Origin of the sequence: Natrinema halophilum, assembly GCF_013402815.2 — an archaeon.
Taxonomy (GTDB): domain Archaea; phylum Halobacteriota; class Halobacteria; order Halobacteriales; family Natrialbaceae; genus Natrinema; species Natrinema halophilum.
Genome location: NZ_CP084880.1, coordinates 1 through 15,896, shown reverse-complemented (window position 1 = coordinate 15,896; position 15,896 = coordinate 1). Strand labels below are relative to the sequence as shown.

15 protein-coding genes and 2 pseudogenes are annotated in these 15,896 nt (G+C 56.6%); 9 read left to right on the top strand and 8 right to left on the bottom strand.

The genetic code is table 11. From position 1 onward, the window contains the following. Window positions 1-17 precede the first annotated feature (17 nt). Entirely contained in the window at window positions 18-1,112 is a 1,095-nt protein-coding gene (locus HYG82_RS41900; protein ID WP_235218082.1) for a hybrid sensor histidine kinase/response regulator, read from the bottom strand. A gap of 426 nt (window positions 1,113-1,538) precedes the next feature. On the opposite strand from HYG82_RS41900, the gene HYG82_RS41895 reads away from it, so the two are divergent. Then, window positions 1,539-4,721 carry an outer membrane protein assembly factor BamB family protein gene (locus tag HYG82_RS41895; RefSeq protein ID WP_235218081.1) on the top strand — a complete coding sequence of 1,061 codons (3,183 nt, stop codon included), beginning with the start codon at window positions 1,539-1,541 and terminating at the stop codon, window positions 4,719-4,721. Window positions 4,722-4,791: 70 nt separating this feature from the next. Here the strand turns inward: HYG82_RS41895 and HYG82_RS41890 are convergent, their stop codons facing one another. Next, the gene (locus HYG82_RS41890) at window positions 4,792-5,613 is read right to left on the bottom strand and encodes a winged helix-turn-helix transcriptional regulator (RefSeq protein WP_235218080.1); all 822 of its coding nucleotides are present in this window, start codon (window positions 5,611-5,613) and stop codon (window positions 4,792-4,794) included. Between the two features lie 553 nt (window positions 5,614-6,166). Between HYG82_RS41890 and HYG82_RS41885 the strand changes: the two are divergent. Continuing rightward, a pseudogene (locus HYG82_RS41885) lies at window positions 6,167-6,390 on the top strand (MMPL family transporter); the annotation flags it as partial. 345 nt (window positions 6,391-6,735) lie between these two features. On the opposite strand, the pseudogene HYG82_RS41880 reads toward HYG82_RS41885, so the two are convergent. After that, window positions 6,736-6,989 (bottom strand): annotated as a pseudogene (locus tag HYG82_RS41880) (HTH domain-containing protein); the annotation flags it as partial. A 301-nt stretch (window positions 6,990-7,290) separates the two neighbouring features. On the opposite strand from HYG82_RS41880, the gene HYG82_RS41875 reads away from it, so the two are divergent. The 3 genes from HYG82_RS41875 to HYG82_RS41865 all read left to right on the top strand — a co-directional run bounded on the left by HYG82_RS41875 (window position 7,291) and on the right by HYG82_RS41865 (window position 8,656). After that, window positions 7,291-7,548 (top strand): hypothetical protein, encoded by a 258-nt coding sequence (locus HYG82_RS41875; protein ID WP_235218079.1) that lies wholly within the window; start codon window positions 7,291-7,293, stop codon window positions 7,546-7,548. 231 nt (window positions 7,549-7,779) lie between these two features. After that, on the top strand, window positions 7,780-8,154 hold the full coding sequence (locus HYG82_RS41870) for a UPF0175 family protein (RefSeq protein WP_235218078.1): 375 nt from the start codon (window positions 7,780-7,782) through the stop codon (window positions 8,152-8,154). After that, window positions 8,144-8,656, top strand: a complete 513-nt coding sequence (locus HYG82_RS41865; RefSeq protein ID WP_235218077.1) for a PIN domain-containing protein — start codon at window positions 8,144-8,146, stop codon at window positions 8,654-8,656. The genes HYG82_RS41870 and HYG82_RS41865 overlap by 11 nt, the downstream gene beginning before the upstream one ends. A gap of 45 nt (window positions 8,657-8,701) precedes the next feature. Here the strand turns inward: HYG82_RS41865 and HYG82_RS41860 are convergent, their stop codons facing one another. Next, window positions 8,702-8,953, bottom strand: a complete 252-nt coding sequence (locus HYG82_RS41860) for a hypothetical protein (protein ID WP_235218076.1) — start codon at window positions 8,951-8,953, stop codon at window positions 8,702-8,704. 715 nt (window positions 8,954-9,668) lie between these two features. Between HYG82_RS41860 and HYG82_RS41855 the strand changes: the two genes are divergently transcribed. Next, window positions 9,669-9,818: a hypothetical protein gene (locus HYG82_RS41855; protein WP_235218075.1), complete on the top strand. Its 150-nt coding sequence runs from the start codon at window positions 9,669-9,671 to the stop codon at window positions 9,816-9,818. A gap of 256 nt (window positions 9,819-10,074) precedes the next feature. Here the strand turns inward: HYG82_RS41855 and HYG82_RS41850 are convergent, their stop codons facing one another. Next, entirely contained in the window at window positions 10,075-10,320 is a 246-nt protein-coding gene (locus HYG82_RS41850; protein WP_235218074.1) for a DUF8156 family protein, read from the bottom strand. After that, window positions 10,321-10,728: a hypothetical protein gene (locus HYG82_RS41845; RefSeq protein WP_235218073.1), complete on the bottom strand. Its 408-nt coding sequence runs from the start codon at window positions 10,726-10,728 to the stop codon at window positions 10,321-10,323. It lies immediately after the preceding gene. Window positions 10,729-11,005: 277 nt separating this feature from the next. Here HYG82_RS41845 and HYG82_RS41840 point away from each other — a divergent pair, with 277 nt between their 5' ends. The 3 genes from HYG82_RS41840 to HYG82_RS41830 all read left to right on the top strand — a co-directional run bounded on the left by HYG82_RS41840 (window position 11,006) and on the right by HYG82_RS41830 (window position 13,871). Further along, window positions 11,006-12,118, top strand: a complete 1,113-nt coding sequence (locus HYG82_RS41840; RefSeq protein WP_235218072.1) for an ATP-binding protein — start codon at window positions 11,006-11,008, stop codon at window positions 12,116-12,118. Window positions 12,119-12,411: 293 nt separating this feature from the next. After that, window positions 12,412-12,942: a hypothetical protein gene (locus tag HYG82_RS41835; RefSeq protein ID WP_235218071.1), complete on the top strand. Its 531-nt coding sequence runs from the start codon at window positions 12,412-12,414 to the stop codon at window positions 12,940-12,942. After that, complete coding sequence (locus tag HYG82_RS41830) at window positions 12,834-13,871, top strand: glycoside hydrolase 5 family protein (protein WP_235218070.1); 1,038 nt, start codon at window positions 12,834-12,836, stop codon at window positions 13,869-13,871. Before HYG82_RS41835 ends, HYG82_RS41830 begins: the two co-directional genes overlap by 109 nt. Window positions 13,872-14,292: 421 nt before the next feature. On the opposite strand, the gene HYG82_RS41825 is transcribed toward HYG82_RS41830, so the two are convergent. Together HYG82_RS41825 and HYG82_RS41820 are read right to left on the bottom strand one after the other, a co-directional pair. Next, a complete protein-coding gene (locus tag HYG82_RS41825; protein WP_235218069.1) occupies window positions 14,293-14,793 on the bottom strand; it encodes a DUF7970 domain-containing protein in 501 nt (166 codons plus the stop codon). Beyond that, complete coding sequence (locus HYG82_RS41820) at window positions 14,790-15,785, bottom strand: ParA family protein (protein ID WP_235218068.1); 996 nt, start codon at window positions 15,783-15,785, stop codon at window positions 14,790-14,792. The genes HYG82_RS41825 and HYG82_RS41820 overlap by 4 nt, the downstream gene beginning before the upstream one ends. Window positions 15,786-15,896 lie beyond the last annotated feature (111 nt).

Sequence of the window (15,896 nt, the reverse complement as noted above, 5' to 3'; positions counted from 1 at the left end):
GCGATTTCACCGTTCGGTCACTCGATTCGATCGAGCGTAATCGTTACCACCGTTCCCCGCGGATCGTTATCCGTAATGTCGAGGTCGCCGCCAATCCTCTCGAGAACGGTCCTGACGAAGTACAGCCCTGCGCCGGCTGAGGCCTGATTTCCGACCTCGGGGTCGAGGATGGCCTCCTTTCGCTCGTCAGGAATGCCGACGCCGTCGTCGGCAATCGAGACAGATGCAGTGTCGTCAGTCGCTTCGACGGTTACAGCGATCCGTGCGATATCACCGTTTCTGTGTGTGGCTGCGTTCGAGAATACGTGTTCGAACACCGATCCGAGTATCGGCGTTCCTGCGACCGGTATCGGCGTCGAGGGTGTGTCGTTCCACTTGATGGAGAGTTCGACGTCGTTTTCGTGCCTGATACGGTCAAGTTCTGCCTCGACGATCGTACTGAGATCCGTCGGCGTCGGTTCGACGGTCACGTCACCCGTTATGATATCCACCAACTCGGCAGTCGTATCCGAGAGTTCCAGTGCGTGTCGGCTCGCCTTGAGCAACGGTTCGACGATGTCCTGATCGACTGGGTCGTCACTATTCCGGAGCTGGTCAGCGAGACCAACGACGATGCTGAGGTCGTTCCGAAGGTTCGACCGAAGGATCTCGTTTGTAAGTACTAGACGGTGCTTTCGATCCCGAAGCTCGCGGCTGATCTCGGACCGTTCGATCGCATATCGAATCGTTTTGAACAACAGTTCGGCGGTGAGCCGCCCTTTGACGAGGTAATCCTGGGCCCCTCGTTGAATCGCTTCAACCCCCACGTCGGTCCGACCGGTCAGGACGACGATGGGTATAGACGGTACCCGTTGCGTCATCGCTTCGATGGTATCGACACCGCTACTGTCCGGCAGCTCGAGATCCAGAAGCACGAGATCGATCGATGTGCCGGAGATCGTTGCGAGCCCATCGTGGAGCCTGTCCGCGTATTCAATTGATTCGATCTCGACTTTCCCCCCGGGTCGCTCTGTGCCGGCCGGTGCGTACTCGAGGAGCAATCGTTCGACGATCCGCGCGTCGTCTGGATCGTCCTCGATTAGCAGTACGGTCACCGCCGGCGGAGAATTCATGATTCCTCGGTACGGCCATAGGTCACTTTACAATTCTGCCAGTTAGTTGTCACACTTGATTGTCAAGGAGGTTACGTCGTGGTAAGCCGTCCGTTACGAATGTCTCAGCGAGAGATTATGTGGTCGGGAGATACAGTTCGCAGTAAGAGTGAGAATGATAATCGTAGGCGCACCGAGGCATCCCCGGGAGAGTGGTAGATCATGAACAGTCGGCAAAACGAATCTACAAACCGCGTGGAGAACAACCGATCCGCTTCCGGTCCGAGCACTACGTCCGTCGAAGCCACACCTTCCGGCAGTCCTGGATCCGGTCATGAACCTCGCCGTAGATGTATACTGAAGGCTGTCGGTGGTGCCTCACTCGTCGGTATTTCTAGTTCCAGCTCTACAGTTGCCAGCGCCCAAAAGGGGACACAGTCTGGTGATGTGAGCTGGCGGTTCGAGGCCGACGGCTTCGTGGAATCGTCACCGACGATCGTTGACGGAACTGTTTACGTCGGCGACAAGGGGGGTTTCGTATACGCTATCGACGCTACAGACGGAAGCGAACGCTGGTCCTATCGGACAGGGAACCAGATCCGTAGCGACGCCCAGGTCGTCGCCGGAACGGTATACATCGGTAGTACAGACTACCACATCTACGCGCTGGACGCGGAGGACGGTACAGAGCAATGGCGTTTCCGGACCGGTTCCTATGTCAACTCCTCGCCGACGCGCGTGACCGACGCCGTCTATGTCGCCAGCGAAGACGGTACCGTGTACGCCCTCGATGCCGACGATGGGACTGAGCGGTGGCGTTATTCGACTGGAGACAGCATCAGGAACGCACCGACTGTCGTCGACGGCGTCGTTTATATTGGCAGCCGAGATGGAAATGTCTATGCGCTTGAGGCCCAGACAGGCGCCCTCGAGTGGCAGTTCGAGACTGATCTGGGGATCAGTTCTGAAGTGACGGTGGTCGACGGGACCGCGTACGTGGGCAGCGATGACTCGACGCTGTATGCCGTAGATGCAGAGAACGGAACGCGCGAGTGGGCATTCACGGAACCGGTCGCACATGTTATTACCGCGACGACGGTTCACGACGGCGTGGTGTACGTCGGGACGGACGATACGACCTTCGGCATCGCAGATGACCCCACCGACGCAGTGGTGTACGCCGTCGACACCGCTACGGGCGAGAAACTGTGGGAATTCGGCGTCGCAGTGCCGGCCGACACCGACACTGACTGGCAGTTCCACGCCGCGCCCACGGTGGCCGATGGGAGGGTGTACGTCGCGAACATTCAGGGAACGGTCTCAGGGCTCGATGCCGACACAGGGAAGCCAGTCTGGGAATTCGCGTTCGACGACCCGATCTGGAGTTCACCCACGGTCGTCGATGGCGTGCTCTACGTCGGCTGTGACGACGGCTACCTCTACGCTATCGACGTGGATGGGGAAGGATCGAGCGAGGATTCGAGGGTTCGGCTCGGAACGCTCGGCCACCATGACGCGTGGGCCGAGACAGCTGTCGGCTCGATAGACGAAGAAGCCGACGAATCCGAGAGCGCTGCCGAACGGTACCGGACGACGCGAGACATCGCGGTCGAGGAGGTCGCGACGATGGTCCCGGGAGAGACGATCTTTGGCCCGTCCCCGACGGCTGGTGCGACCGGCCTCATCGAGAATCGGTCGGTGGCATTTCCGGGCGGTACTTGGGTCCACAATCGAGATCTCGTTCGTGTCCCGTGGACTGATCAGGGTACGGACACGGCAGTTCTGTTTCCGAGCGATACGCTCGAGACACACGGACTTGCGGGACTCGAGGACGCGATCTCGACATCGGAGTTGGTCTCGTCGGACGGGACGGAGCTGTACGACATCGGATCGGAGTTCTCGGGACCGTCGTTCATCCGACCCGAAGTGTCGTACGTACGAGGAAACGCGAAACTCGAAGAGTACCACGAACTCGAATACCCGTGGCTCGCGCTCTTCGATGAGGGTGGCATCTATCTCCCAGAGGGGAGTTTCGACGTCGCCCCGTACCCTGTAGCTGACGAGTCTTACGAAACAGTACGCGACGTGGGGACTGACGAAACCGTTCTATTCGCAGAATTCGAAGCGCTTTTTGAAACTCCTTTCGATGACATTCTCGACGAAGCGCTCGAGTACGGCAGCGTGGCCGTCCCTGGCGAGTCGATTGTAAGAGACGGGGCCCTTACGTCCTTCGCACGGCGATGGCTCCCCGACGCGACGGTGTTCTTCCCCGGCGACACCCTCGCGGAACAGGGGCTCTCCGAACTCGAGGCGGCTCTCTCCGATGACGAAATCTTTCCCGGGGGAACCTGGTTCCCCGGAGACGCTCTCCTTCGGGATGATGTCGTCGCCGTTCAGGGCGGATCACTGGTGAGTGGAGACGCCACGGCCGCTCCGGAAGCGGAAATCGTGACGCTGCTCGGACACGCCACGACGCTCCTCGAGGACGCCACGTGGGTACGAAAACGGGACCTGTCCGAGTACGAGGAGATCATCTCGGATGGACTCGTCTTCTTTTCCGGTGATACGCTTTTCCCAGGAGATACGTTGTTCCCAGGCGGTACCTGGTTCCCCAGCAATGCGTTATTCCCGGGCGGTACCTGGTTCCCCGGCGACGAGTTGTTCCCAGGAGACGCCCTCGTTCGGGAGGATCTCGAACTTCTCACGACCACGATGCTTGAGGGGGCCCTCAATAAGGGCGTTCCGGAGGCAGAAGCGGCGATTCTCCTCGAAAACAGTCTAGTCGTCGCCCTCGAACCGGGAGACAACGGATTCCTCACCGCAACGGCCGACGCTCACATCAGAGACCGATCGATGGTTCTCTTTAAGGAAGCTCCAGGAACGGGAGATGCCGATGACCAGCTCGCTTCACTCGAGGAGAGCATCGCGGCTTTCCTCGAGGACCCATCCGGAGAACTCAGCGAGAGCGAGGCGGCCCTCCTCGCGGATGGAACCGTCCTATTCCCAGGAAAGACGCTGTTCCCGAGCGACACCTTATTCCCAGGCGATACGCTATTTTCGGGTGACACGCTCTTCTCCAGCAACACGGCGCCACCCCAGGAAGACATCTACCAGCCTCCCCAGGAAGACATCTACCAGCCACCCCAGGAAGACATCTACCAAATCGTCGCGAACGGGGAGCGTTCCCCAGGAACGCCGGGGATGCTCTTCCGGGATCGAACGGCCGTGGTTCTGGGCAACGCGTACCTCGAGGAAACCCACAACGAGCAACAATTCGCGCTGCTCGAAGAGGGCGGGGTGGTACTTCCCGAAGACAGTTGGGAGGCCGTTGACGGCGGGAGTTCGGTCGACTCCTCCGATGACTCGTTCTCGGACGACGGGTCGAACGAAGGCGGAGAGGCGGAGATGGACGACGCTACCGACGCCGACTCGAGCGACGATGGTGACGATGTCGAAACCGGCGATAGGAATGCCTCCGAGAGGACCCCCGATCTGGACGACGAAGTTCCAGGCTTTGGCGCCGGATCCGGGCTCGCAGCCCTCAGTGGGGTAGCCTACGTCTTGAAACGACGGATCGTCGGAGGTGCCGAAAGAGAGAACCCTATGGATCCCCAGAAGAGACAGCGATGACTGATCTCGATACGAACGGGGAGAAAAGCGGATCCGGTCGACTATGCCCGGAGAAAGTCGCGTGCGAATTTCACTGGGTGTCTCGTTCCAACCGGTTTTCGAGTTCGTCACAGAGGTCGCGATAGCGATCGTCATTTCGGAGTCGTTGGGTGGAATAGACCGACTCGAACAGCGCTCGTTTCGCTTTCAGGGAAGATACCGTACGCTGTTCGGCCGATTCCCCCCGCCTCGAGAGTTGTTCGTCGACCGTGTCAATCAGCTCTTCGTGGACGATCGGTTTGTGTAGCAGCTGGTCTACCGATACCGAAATGAGATCGAACGACGGGCGATCGTTCACGAGGAGTATCGTCCGGCAGTCGTGATCGAGTTCCGATACGAACGTCTCGACATTGGTTCCTGGCAGGTTCTCGTCGAGGAGAACGATATCGATTGGTTCGTCGAGGCGCGAGCGGACTTCATCGGTGCCTCGGGCAGAGACGATCCTGTATCGAGTACGAAGCCACTGGCTGTACAGATCAATGATTCGATGATCCGTATCGGCCACGAGTACTCCTGGCTTTTCTGTCTCGAGGTGGCGCTCTCCCCAGTCAGATAGTGCGTCGAAGATCGGCTCGAAATCGCGACCTGCGTTCGTGAGATGGTATTCCACACGCAAGGCGGTTTCGCTCAACTCCCTGCGTTCGACAAGACCGGCTTCCCGAAGGTCTTCGAGCGTCTCAGAAAGGACCTTCCCGGAGAGATTGGAATTCGTCTGGAGGAGATCGTTGAATCCCTGTGGCCCGTCGTGAAAGAGCACTGCCAGTACAACCGGGTGCCATTTCTTCGAGACCACCGATACTGCCTCGATTGCCTGTTTGTACTGAGATGGAACGGTGACCTCGCGACGGGTCATACCCGCGTTTGTAAGTGTTGTTATATATTCGTTCGGGTCCCGGTGAGACGCTGAACATCAGGTGGATCGATCTGTCACGCAGGGTTCGGTGGAACTCTCTGTCTAATTCCGGTCTCGAAAGCGTTGAAGTGCTCGAAGTCATCATCGATGGTCACTACGGTAGTGATGCATTCGGCCGTCGACACGTAGGCGTAGAGCCCGTCCCAGTCACAGACTGTTTGCCTTGCCCCTCTGCGCGACCCCCCGAACCAATTCTTCGTTTGTCTCGTCGTACCAGTGAATTCGCTTCGCGTACACGAAGTTCCCCAACTGCCGGGAAGCATCCACGTTCGACAGGCCGTAGTACATCGTCGAGACATTGTGAGAACCGAATACAGCTGCGTATGACACGACGCTGTCGACCTCGTCGCTGATGGTACTCTCGGCATCCGCACAGCAGACCCCCACCAGCCGAAGACGCAGACTTCGCTATGACGATCGATGACGAACGGTGGCTCGACGTCCTGGCCTGCTACTTGGAATCGTTCGCTGGCGGTCACGAGGCCGTCGTCGAACGCTTACCAATACGATCACCGGCACTGGTGGCACGCTGCTTGCCAGCGCCGCAACAGCCGCCGCCTTCGGCGTCCTCGCGTTCGCGCTCTCACCCCCACTCCAGTGGTTCGGTATCGTGACTGGACTGGCGATTCTATTCGCTTTCGCAGCTGTCGGATGATCCTACCCGGTCTACTCGTCCTTCGAGAACGGGTGCTCGAACGGTGGAATATGCGAGAGTAGTCAGCATTCTAAAACCATCTACAGACGGAGCAGGGCGAGTGCCTCGGGTTCAAGCCCGTTAAGGGATTCCTTAAACCCCGAAATAAATAGATAATTGACATGTTCCCACGGCTACAGCCGTGGGGTTCCCCCACTGGGGGTTGCACCCACGGAAACGGAGAGATTCGCAGGTTCGTTGTCACGTTGAACCATGACCTACGTTTCGGGCCGTGCCGGTACAGCCCCGCCCCGGACAGCGGTTTCGAGAACTTTCCCACGCCTCGTTTTCATCCCACGACTTTAGTCATGGGCTTTCGCCTCGCAACCGCTGTACCGACCACGACCGATAGGCGACATAGACCGATAGGCGACATAGTTCCGTCGCGGGGTCTTCCGGATCCGTATGGCATGATGTTGTCGAGAAGTTCGATTGCTCGCCATACTGTTGATCGAGTAACCCCAGTTGCATCGACGAGTTCCGGTATCGTATATTCCGTTTTGTGGTCGTCGGCCAGAAGACGGAGGATATCATCTGCAGCTCCGATTCAGAAGACCTCTGTATCCGTATCTGGATACGCATCGATACACACTGTTATATCTCGTTGCGCAGTTTCAGACACTATCTGATTCTGTGCAACGGGTTATACATAGATGGTGACGTCAACTTACGGTTCATTGCACCAGAAAGGAACATCCCTGGTCTCGAGTTCAGCCACAGTTTGTAACCGACCCCGCCCTACTTCGCTCGGGTTGATGCCCTCGCTTGTTGAGGTCAGGGGCTCCACCTCAAAGATACTGACATCACACACAAAGCCATACAGGGCAGCCACAAGCGCCTCAAAAGAACAGTGAGTGGTCACAAGTGTGTCTGAGTGCGAAACGAGTCGAATACTTAACGTTCAGGGACTCGATACGACAGGTATGGCTGGACAGCCATCTTCGCGTCCGACGAGAGCACTGAAAGCAGGTGGGCCACCAGCGGCCATCACCGCAGCTATCGGCGCTGGAGCAGCTGGCGTTGCCGGCAACGGAATCAAAGCACAAACAAAACCCATCGGCGATGGCGTCGCACAAACCATCGGCCTCGGCCCGCAGTTGGGCCCCGTTCTGCTTCTGGTACTCGCTGTGCTCGTACTCCTCTTCGCGTTCGTCGTCCCCGGCATCTTCGAGGGCACGTGACGTAGACGGTCGGTTTGTCAGTCTCACTCGTCATGGTCGCTCACCGCCCGCCGATCTTCCCTTCCGACGGCCGGTCGTTGGTCTCCACAATAGATGCGTTAGCACACGACGTCGCCGCTGTCCTATTGCTTGAACGGCAGGAACGCCAGAAGATGAAACCGTCCCTCTCACTGCATACAGCATTCTGGCGCAGTTCATAAATAGTATGAAGACGTAGTCTGAAATAGAACGATGGCGCGAATCACCGGGTCGTATCCAAACGACCTCGACCTCCTCATTGAGGGTGCTGTCGAGGCTGGTGTATTTGGTGGCAAGAGCGATGCGCTGCGAGAGTTCGTGCGTGAATATTTCGAGGACCATGAAAACGAGCGTATTGCAGCTGCAGTCGCCCTCTACGAACGAGAGCGGATCACGCTCGGTGATGCTGCGAGACTCGCTGATGTCGACCGCTGGACAATGCGTGATATCCTCCGCGAGCACGACGTCGAACTCCGGCTTGGGCTAGCAGATGAGGAAGATGCGGCCTATGAGGTAGAGGCAGCAAGCGAACTCGAATTCGGTGATAAGGGCTCGGGCGACGAGGAGTCACGTGCGAATGACAGGTGACGATATCGATATTCCAGCAGACCCGAGCGTACTGAACACGACTATCCTCTCGAATTTTGCGTATATCGACCAGCTGTGGGTGGTTGAAGAACTGTCTGGTATCTGCGCGGTTCCAGTCGTTCGCAAGGAACTCAAAAACGGCGTTGATAGCCATCCATATCTCCAGTCAGCACTCGATACACTCGAAGACGAGATTCCAGTCGCGACGATTTCGGACACGGTCGCAAACAGAGAGGCAGTCGTCAGTAGTCATCTTGATCCCGGTGAAGCACAGGCGTTCGCCCTCGCTGATGCACACGACGGCCGACTGCTAACCGACGACGGGGATGCCCGATCGTTTGCGAAAGAACAGGGCGTGACCGTTGTCGGGTCAGTTGGGGTTCTGTTGGCTGCAATCGATGCTGGGAAGATCGATGAAGCGACTGCTGACGAGTGGCTGTCTACGTGGATCGATGAAATTGGGTACTATGTCCCCTATCGTACGATCTCGGAATATCGATGACGGGCTTGCTCGGAATTAGCGGACTGGTAACTGCGACCGCAACAATCACGCATTCAAACCCCATTGGACGTCTTCTCCAACAGCCTGCAGTTCGCGGTCTGCACGTATGACTCGGTCTCGACCAACGAGTTCAATCGCACTCTCCCGATCGATTTCGCCGTTTACGTACCGCGAGAGGACGCCATCCATCCAGAGGTCCTCGACACCGCGTTCCAGTGCCTGCTGGAGGATCTCCGATTCGGGCATGTCTCGCGCTTCCGCGATTTCTTGCACCCGTTCGGTGAGATCCGTGGCCATGTCTACACGATCGCTCTACGGTGAGGTAAACATCCCTGGATGGTCTATGCTGTATTTGGTTCGAGGACCCATCACCTCTCTCAGGGAATGGCAAACGGAACAGCACCAGTTTACTTTCAGTCGGGACAATTCCCGAACAATCGTTTTGTCTTTCTCCACACGGACGTTGCCTTGGACTCACTCTCGCCCTCCTTCGTGGTGGCTGTTCGTTCCCCAAGACTCACGTCTGTGTCTCGGTTACTGTCTCCGAGTTCAATTTTGAGTCGTTCAATCTCTTCCTCAAGTTCGGTAATTCGCTCGGTTTTTCGCTCAACCGTGGCCTCGAGTTGTCTCCTTGCCACACTACCCCACGAAACGGCGTCCGCCCACCGCGCTGAATCACGTAGCAGAGTAGCCGGCCCTTGAAGAACTCGCCCGGAGGCAATCCCAAGCCAACGCCCTTCCCTCGATCGCAGATCGCCACAAGATCATCATCGAAGAAACCCTTGGCCAACGATCGACCATCGCCTTAACGTCGCTATCGAGGAGTTCCAACAGTCGCTTCTCGAGTTCGTATTTGACGACGCGCCGTTGCCGCTCCCATTTTCGCATACTGAGAGAACAGTGGTGACCCATCATAGCAGTGACTTGAAGTGTTCCGATTTACGGACCGAGTCCTTTGTCCGAAGCTGAGACCAACGTAGGCGATGTACGACCCAACCGTAGAGATGAGCTCTTGATAGCTATCGCACTGATTGAGTACAGCCTCCACTACGAAGCCGTGGATCCGGAGCTATCCCGATGGGCGTGGCAGTTAGCTGCTGATCGATTCGTAGAGCATGACGTCCGGCCTGAGGAAGCCGACGACGAACTCGAGATTGGATAACCGCACTCGAATACCTCAACCTGCCCGGATGGGCACGAGGAGAGATTGCCGCCGGGCTGGTTGGGACGAGATTGGTGGGTGCCTGTTGGGAGCTGTCGCGTATCGGGGAACGCGACAATGAATATGTTCGGCATGAACAGTATCAATCTCTTCGCGATTCCGAGTGTGTTGGAATCGTCCAAAGGCAGAGTTCCCACACGTGGTCCGCGTTTCTCGAAATTCACTCTCGAACGTCTTGGTTAACCTCCTCGATCATCTACTCCTCGAGACACACTTCCAACACCCTAATCCGACACTCCTGAGCCAATAGCACCGACATCAGAAACGGCTCCATCACCATCATCTCGTTTTGGACCCCTGCAGCATCCGCGAACTGCCGTGCGTTATCAAACAACTGGTCGAACTCCTCCTGGTATTGCACGCGCAGCGCCCGCCGGAATGGCTGCCAGTCTTCTTCGAGCCGGCGCAACTGGTCGCGATAGGTAGGATTCGTCTTCCCCATCTACGCCACCTCTCGGATCGATCCCGCGGTGATCGGCGACGGATACGCTGGCTCACGCGCCTCGAGTATTTCATTCCAGAACGCGAGTGTCGTCTGGACCATCCCGTTGCCGACGGGATAGACCAACGACTCGAACTCTCCACCAATGAATCGAGCACCCTCATCGGTCTCGAGACACTGGATTCGCTCGTCGACGAAATTGTCGATCGGCGCCGCGAACTCATCATCGCGAGCCTTCGAGATCAACACCAGACACTCGTATTGTCGAGCCGCAGCTGCCAGTCGAGCCAGCGCCGACACGACCATCCTCTCAGCCTCAGTTCCGTCGAGATCGTCATCGCGATAGAGGCCATCCACCGCCGGCACCACGATCAGGCCGACGTCGTTCCGGTCGACACTCGCAAGCACACCGTAGTCGGAATCCTCCAGAAGCCTCGAGCACAACGTGTAGTGCTGATACGCGGTGAATGCACGCGCGATCTGGATGTTCCTAAGGACGCGCCGACTCGGTGTGACGTCTGCAAGCAGTGCGGTCTGTGCGTGGCCATGCGTATCGATCCACCACGCCGTCCCCGGTCGCTCGAGAAGCAGATGGTCGACGACGAGTGCGTGGAACGCACCTTGCGAGGATGACTGTGCTGCGATGGTCGGGGACGTACTGGTGGATCACGTTCAGGAGGCAACGATGGAGACTAGTCGTCCGGATGTCTTTGAACGTGCTCGTGAAATCCTGGCGACGATCACTCGCGGCCGGTATCGGTTGGACTTCAACGAATCCGTCGCCGAGTTCTATGCATTTGACGAATCGAAACAAAAGGGACTCGCGCTAAACGAGCTTTCGAGCGGTACTCGGGTGCAGGTCCTGCTCGCTGTCCGAATCGCCTTCGTCGAACAGCAGGAACAGGGAGTTCGGATTCCGATTCTCCTCGACGAGACGCTCGCAAACACCGACGACCGCAGGGCGAAGACAATTATCGAGTCGACGATCGAACTCGCTCGAAACGGTCGTCAGGTCTTCTATTTCACCGCTCAGGGCGACGAAGTGGCAAAGTGGACTGCTGCACTGGAGAGTACGAACGGTGTTGCCCACGAAATTGTCGACCTTGCAACGGTTCGTGATGTCGACGATTCGGTCCACATTCCCGATCTGGAATCTGTCGAATCGTTCACTCCGAAGGCGCCCAGTCCCGACAGTCACGACCACGCCTCGTATGGGGACGAACTCGCGGTGGATTCGTTCAATCCGCACCGAGGCATCGGGACAGCGCACCTGTGGTACCTGGTCGATGATGTCGAAACCCTCCATCAACTCTTGGAGTTCGGGACCGAGCACTGGGGTCAGCTGAACAACCTGCTCCAGTGGGGCAACGGAGACCTCCTCTCAGTCGATTCGGGACAGATTACGGTAGCTCAGGAGAACGCTGCAGCGCTGAACGAGTTCGTCGACGCTTGGGAGGTGGGTCGTGGCGAGCCCGTTGATCGGGAGATTCTCGAGGACTCTGGCGCCGTGAGCAGTAACTTCATCGACAAAGTCACGGGCCTTGCTGAATCCGTCAATGGGGATGGCAGGCAGATTGTCGAGTCCCTCCATGACGGCGAAGTGAACCGGTTCCGTAGCGGTAAGGCGAGCGAACTGGAAACCTATCTCGAGGAGAACGGATACATCGACCCTCGGGACACGCTAGAGTACGGCCAAATTCGTGCTCGAGTCATTGAGCGGTTCATCAATGAAGATGTCCCCCGCAAAGAGGCCCAAGACAGGACTGACGAACTACTTTCGCGTCTGGGCGAGAACTGATTCCCTCTTGTGGGGCTGAAAAGAAATCGAGATAAAGAGAAACACCGAGTGACGTCAGACCCGGAGTTACTGAGATCACACGAACTGTCACCGATTAGGCGCTAACAGTATCGAAGAATTCACATACTCCGATTGCCAAGCCGAGTAAGTAAAACACTCCGAGGTTAGAGCCCGACTGTCAAAGTTTAGTTGCGAACGACACGAAACGTGCATGAGTTAAATTCACCTCACTCGGTCCAAAAACACCGTTCAACTTTCCTAACCACTTTACAGGTTGATTAGTAACCCACAATATGCCGCCAAATCGGGTTTCCCGTCGGGAAATGCTCGCGTTATTAACCACAACCAGTGCTGTCGGGATTGCCGGGTGCAATGAAGGCGGTACAGGTACAACTCCCACCGAACAGGACACTAGTCAACCAACGCAATCAGAGACGAACACGTCCACGGAGACGACGACCGATTCGGAATGGGACTTCGAGATCCAGGATTTCGTTGGGCGTGACGGAACCGAACTCCACGTTGACGGGGACCCATACCGGTTCAACGGAATGATGGCGCTGCTCACGCACACCAAATTGGGCCAAAAGTGGACAGATCGGACGATGGAAGCAGCCGCGGACCACGACATCATGGCGTACCGGTGTTGGGGATTCCCCGCCCCGTGGAACAACGTACAAGCGACGCATCAAGCGCCTAGCGAATTCAACGACGAGTGGTTCGAATACTTCGACTACACGGTCGCCAAGGCGAAGGAAACCGGTGTTCGACTCATCGTGCCGCTGTTACAGGCGTTCACGTTGACGCGTCCAAGGACCGTCTGAACTACGCACCGAGCCCCGCGGCCTACGGGACATGGTCAGATACCGCAGACTACTCTTACAACACGAAGGCGTTCATCGAGGACAAGCAAGCAAACGAGTACTTCAAGGAGCACATCGAGTACTTCCTCACCCGCGAAAATCAGTACACAGGGGTTGAGTACCGGAACGAACCGACGATCCTGATGTGGGAATGCGCGAACGAACTCGAATACAATTCACGAGATACCGAAGATCGCTCGCTCGCGTTCTGGTATGAGGACATCGCATCGTACATCAAATCCATTGACTCGAATCACCTCGTGAGCACCGGGATGCATGGTTCCATGGGAGAAGTCTATGAGCCATGGATTCGGCGGTGCGCGTTTGTCGAAGACCACCAGGTTGATGAGATAGACGTGTGCTCGTTCCACGATTACCCGATCCACCCGTTCCGTGACGGAGTACAGATTCGGTCACCGGAACTCGCCGGCCGGTACGCAGAACACAAAACCCGCCTCGCACACGACGAGATCGGGAAACCAGTGTACGCCGGGGAATACGGCATTCACTTCGTCCCGGACGCTGACACCGGGTACATCTCGACGATAGAAACAGAGGAATCAGCCAGCGATGTGGAGAGCAATCGGAACTACCCACAGGCCTACCACGATCAACACGATGATAGCGTTCTCGTTACTCGGCAACAGGACATTCAGGGTGTGGATCTGACCGACCGGAACGAGTACTTCCGGAATCTCACAGAGGTTGCAGCTGACAATGCGATGGACGGGGTTGGGTTCTGGCGATTGTTACCGAATACAGTTGGGGAGAATGCATCAAGGGAAGAGAGCAGGGAGCACCGGGCGAAACACGGTTCCCTCGCTATTTACCCGGCCGACACGGAGACACTTGCAGTGATTCAGGAGTACTACTCTTCGGTCGTTGGTTGAGATGTGGAAGAAGCCGCGGATCACACTCTCACAGTTCCTGGACTGGTTGGATAGGGAGCTGGTCGCCCTCCTGTAATTCTCGTTCCGGGTTCGCGTTTCCTGTGAGGCTTCACCGCCTGAACCCGCTGATTTCTCCTGGCTTTATCGTTCGTAGTCATATTTTCGCTGTAGTTGATAGGTAGACCGGGATCTTCGCGGTTTTTGCCGTGTGGGGCGCTGAGAAGGGTAGTTCTCGTGCATGTTTTGACCGTCATTCGCAGCGTAACCGTCAAAGGAATAGTATAGCATAATACGGTTTATTCATGCTACGCATTATATCGGCTATCCCAACGTGGGTTACGCAGACTCTCCGACTTGCTGATCCCACATCCGCAAAATGTCGCGCTTCACCCACGCGATAGTACGTCGACCCAGCTCAGCCTCAATCCAACGCCCCGAATCCTTCTTCCTCCATCAGTTCAGCTACCTGCTCAGGGTTGTGAAACGCTGCGAGAAGCGCAAATTCACGGGCATCGGTCTTTGATACTTCGCTCGTTCCGAGCTGCTCAGCGAGTTCATTTCGGAACTGGCCCTCCTGGTTCGCGACCTTGTCTCGGACGTGGATCTCGAGTCGCGTATCCCGCTCGTCACCGACGTTACTCCGCCGAACGAAATACGGATATTGCGTTGTAGAACTACTGGCCGTAACAGATCGTTCCGCAGAGGACGGGTCTGATGGCGGTTGATCGGACCTCCCTTCGGTCTCAGTAGATTCCGATCTCGACGAGGCCAATGAAGCCGATCCTGGCGGTGTAGAGTTGGCTTCACTGGTTTCGTCTTGTGGTTCCTCGCTTTCAGTGTTTGTTTTGGACGTCTCATCATCGTCATCACCATCGCTACCTCCGAAATCTAGATTCCCGGATCCGGATTTGAAATTGCTCATGCGGTCGTCGCCTCCGTTGTGTCGTCCTCACGAAGATCGATGGCTCTCGTCTCGTGGTCTCGAATATCGAGCTCGAGGATCGGATTAACGTCAGCATCGAACGTCTCCGTCGCGACGAACCAGGCGAGTTCGTATAACTTCCGTAGTGTCTCGATTTCTCGATCATGAACCCGCCGTTGGCCGGGTTCGCTCACCATCTGATCGTCTTTCTCGAACGTTTTCCACCGTTCTTCAACCACTTTAAACGCTGAGCCTCTTGCTTCCCACATCGCGTCCATGAGACTCTCCCGGTTTCCGATAGTCACTGGTGTCGCGAATGCCTCCGTATTCTCGAACTGCTTCTGGTACTGCTGGTGAGCATTTGTCTGCCCTACTCCAGACGGGACGACACACGATAGCCCGATCTCGATATCTAATTGGGACTCCATGTTTCCAACGAGTTCCTCGAGGCCTTCGAGGCTCAGATTGCCCTTTCCGGCAGGTTTGACCGGGGCAACGAGCGTCCGAAGCGCAAAAATCGCGTTGTACAGTAAGTCCTCCGCACGTGCGTTCGGATCGATGAGAACAGCGTCGTACTTTTCGTGGAGTTGCTGCTTATCCCAGAGAAGTTTATACAGAAGCTCGAATCTGGGGTAGTCATCACGGCTCATGTTCTTCATTCCCGTCTCATAAGAGATTTTTTGCTCGAGATTCGAGGTGAAGTCTCCAAGCATATCATGGCTTGGGACGACATCGACGCCTTCAGCCGTCGTTTCAATTAGGTCTTGAAAATCGCCGTCTGGCATATCGAGGATATGCTTGACCAAGTTATCGGCGTCTGGATCGTTCCGATATTCGCCGACGTCGAAGAGGCTAGTCAGATTTCCTTCTTGCGGATCGAGATCAAGCACGAGGGTATTCTGCCCCATTCGCTCGAGTGCGACAGCCAGATTTGCCGTCATCGTCGTTTTGTACGTCCCGCCTGATTCCGAGTAGACTACGGCCGTAATCATGCGCACCAGGTTATGACTCCTATAGCATAAATCTGTGTCAGACGTTAGCGCCAAATATCTGTAACAGATGTCTGTAATAGAGTTCTGTATTAGCTATCTGTGAACTGACTG